The following is a 1594-nucleotide window of genomic DNA, read 5'->3' on the forward strand; positions in this document are numbered from 1 at the left end:
TCGTACAAAAACCGACTATGACCCTTGTGTCCTGGTTGCCCTCCTCGCTTTTTACCACTCTTGTTTTTTTCTGGTTTTTTTTCCGCATGAGGTGGATCTGACGATGGGGGAATGCTGGAATTTTTTGATGTGCAATTGATTTTTTCTAATAACTCTTGATATTTGACCTCAAGTTCCGCCAGCCTTTTTTCTGATTGCTTTATATGCTGCCCCATTTTCTCCACCAGTTGTTTGATGCTGGCTGGAGTCTTTTCCCAATCTGAGTCGGAAATTTCAATTCCGTAGGCGAGGCAGTTTTCATCCATGCCTCTTAATCTACCACCTCAGTAACCCATTTTTGACTGTAGCGTTTCTTATCCTGTGAACGGTTACGTTATGTGAGGGAACAGGGAACAGGGAACAGGGAACAGGGAACAGGGAACAGAAATTATTGCTGTAGCTTTTTAATAAGAGCAATAATCATGCGACTCTCCTCTCGGAGTAAAAAAATAATCGGCTCTATATCTGCTTCCTTAGATAATCCCACCCGTTGAGATAAAATAATATGTGTTTCTAATTCATTAATTGACCCTTGGGTAATATTCAGAAATCTCATATACTCAGGCGTTGTTCTTCTTCCATATCCCTCCGCTATATTAGCTGGAATAGATGCCGCAGACCTCCTGATTTGTTGTACCATGCCATATAGTTCATCTTTAGGAAAAAGCTTAGTCAAGAAATAGCACTTTTCTGCTATATCCATGCCCTTTTGCCAAATCTTTAAGTCTTTAAAATCACTAATATCTGACATTTTAAACTCCTTATTTTACTCTTATGTTCCCTGTTCCCTGTTTCCTGTTCCCTGTTCCCTGTTCCCTGTTCCCTGTTCCCTCTATTTGAATTTTGAAGCTAAACTAACACCCCTTGTAAATACTGCTTTGCTAGCATCAATAGCAATTGAGCTATAGGTTTCAGAGGCTTTATTGATTTGTTGGAGTACAGCTAAACCACCACCAGCCGCCAATCCAGTGGCTAAGAAAGGAGCAAAAATGCCAATCGTAAACAGAAAAAATAGAGGCTGATCTGATCTAGAAGTAGCAATTAATTGCCCAGCAAATCCCACAATAATATTGAAACAAAGCTTCGCCATACCTACAGCAAAATAACCAGTTAGCCAAGTAAAAATTGCTTTACCGCCATAAGGCAACAAAGAACCGCCCACAGCTAAAGGTCCGATAAGTGCCGTTAGCAGCATCGTTAGTTCAATCGCCCATTGGTAAGCTCCATTCAAACCAATCAAAACAATCGAAACAATTTCAATAACTGAAGAACCAATATAGGCACTGAAAGGAGAAAATATTACTTGTAGAGGATTAGCCCCACTATTGATAGCATCAACTGGTGCTTGAATAATTCTGTCAATCTTTTGAACTATCCACGAGAAAGGTCCACTAGAACCAGTAAAATAACTAGGATACTCTTGGCTTAACCTATTTTTAGCATCCTCCAAACATTTAATAGATTCTTCTGGAGTCAGAGATGAGGTCTTGCAATTTTCTATTTCTTTACCAATAGCCCCACGCACAGCTTCTACACCCAAGGCTTTTTGGTAAGC

3 protein-coding genes are annotated in these 1594 nt (G+C 40.0%); all 3 read right to left on the reverse strand.

Features of this window, described 5'->3' with window-relative positions:
- A partial coding sequence (locus tag F8S12_RS24745; RefSeq protein WP_196518957.1) for a DUF6444 domain-containing protein occupies window positions 1-305 on the reverse strand: 305 nt, incomplete at its 3' end.
- A 122-nt stretch (window positions 306-427) separates the two neighbouring features.
- Complete coding sequence (locus F8S12_RS24750; RefSeq protein ID WP_196518958.1) at window positions 428-790, reverse strand: four helix bundle protein; 363 nt, start codon at window positions 788-790, stop codon at window positions 428-430.
- Window positions 791-871: 81 nt separating this feature from the next.
- On the reverse strand, window positions 872-1594 hold a 723-nt coding region (locus F8S12_RS24755; RefSeq protein ID WP_196518959.1), incomplete at its 5' end, for a hypothetical protein.

This window comes from Nostoc sp. WHI (assembly GCF_015714725.1).
Taxonomy (GTDB): domain Bacteria; phylum Cyanobacteriota; class Cyanobacteriia; order Cyanobacteriales; family Nostocaceae; genus Nostoc.